2 protein-coding genes are annotated in these 1,307 nt (G+C 42.7%); both read right to left on the bottom strand.

The annotated features are described in order from the left end of the window. Nucleotides 1–34: 34 nt before the first annotated feature. Nucleotides 35–364, bottom strand: coding sequence for an MgPME-cyclase complex family protein (locus IQ246_RS29695; RefSeq protein WP_194006857.1), 330 nt, complete (start codon nt 362–364; stop codon nt 35–37). A 64-nt stretch (nt 365–428) separates the two neighbouring features. Next, nucleotides 429–1,148 (bottom strand): ester cyclase, encoded by a 720-nt coding sequence (locus tag IQ246_RS29690; RefSeq protein ID WP_194006856.1) that lies wholly within the window; start codon nt 1,146–1,148, stop codon nt 429–431. Nucleotides 1,149–1,307: the final 159 nt, after the last annotated feature.

The raw sequence follows: 1,307 nt of genomic DNA, 5'->3' as shown, positions 1-1,307 counted from the left end.
CCCATGCCCCATGCCCCATCCCCCATTCCCATTCTTAAGACACAGTAGAAAGTGATGCCAATGCATCAGCGATCGCTTCAGAAGGAGCCTGAAATTCTCCGGTGATCACGTACTCTAATCGCAGTTTTAACCAGGTAATAAATTGGGAATTCGTTGAAATAATCGCTACTGCTGGTTGAGGACACTTTGCCTTTATTTCTGCAAACTGGGGTGCTTCCAAGAAAGCTGGTTGCTGAACCAACCAAAAATCAATTTGTTTTTCTTGTTCGTGGTAGTAACGAGTGCGCTCTTTCAAAACTTCCTCTATGGGTTCTTCTTGGATGAGAAAGCGTTGACTTGCCAAAATGTAATAGTATGTTTGCATTTTCATCCTTTGGTTGCTATTAAATAATTTCAGGGTACAGCGTACAGCACTGTACCCCTACAAACTAGCTCTTGTGGAATTTCTTGAACCAGGAACTGAAGGGACAAGCACTTCCTTGGTTTTCACTATTTGAATGTTTGCCACCATCTGTCAGTTTTTCTAAAAACAGAGTGTTGTCAAAGTAGTGTTCCAAAGAAACAATCTTCAAGTCATCAGTGACGCGTGCAACGCTCATACCGATAATTTCTAATGTCTCTCCAGTCGGTGCATAGTCTTTGTATGCACCTTTAAAATGTCCCCAATGCCTCCACTTGAATGTTACATTTGGTGGCCCTGAGAAAACTTCCAGCACTTCCCACGGAAACCCTTGGGGAAATGTTGCGTGAAAGACTTTGGCGGATGATTCAAAGCTTTCCTCTGAAGCTTTGTAATGTTCTGAATCAGCCATAAATAAATTGTAAGTACCTTGCGCTGCTAAATCTGCTGCTGTGTACTCTACTCCACCATTAGTACTCACGCGAAACTTGTCATTCACAATAGACAACCACTGCTGTGGGTTCGTTTTGAAAGATGCCTCCATCTCGAAGGTTCTTACCAAGTTTTCTACGATCGCTTCTAATGTACCCTCAATGTGATTACGTGTACTCTCATTGGCGAGATTCTCTTTTGAGCGAGAATAATCAGGAGGTGTTTGATAGCGCCACTCGGAATCAGTGCTTGCTGCAATCACCTGATCTCTATCCTGTACCCAAAGCGGAAGGTTGTTAGACTGTGTTGCGCTCATAGGAGTCTTTACTTCAGATTTAGCTTAAAATTTCATCAAGATTTCGCAGTTAAAATCCCTCTATTCATCAGGTTATAGGGTTACAGGTTACAGGTTACAGGTTACAGTTATAAGTCTCTTTCACTATTCCCCATGCCCCATGCCCCTGTCTCTTATACC

It is taken from the genome of aff. Roholtiella sp. LEGE 12411, assembly GCF_015206995.1.
GTDB lineage: Bacteria > Cyanobacteriota > Cyanobacteriia > Cyanobacteriales > Nostocaceae > Komarekiella.
This window is presented reverse-complemented; position numbering and strand designations above follow the sequence as displayed.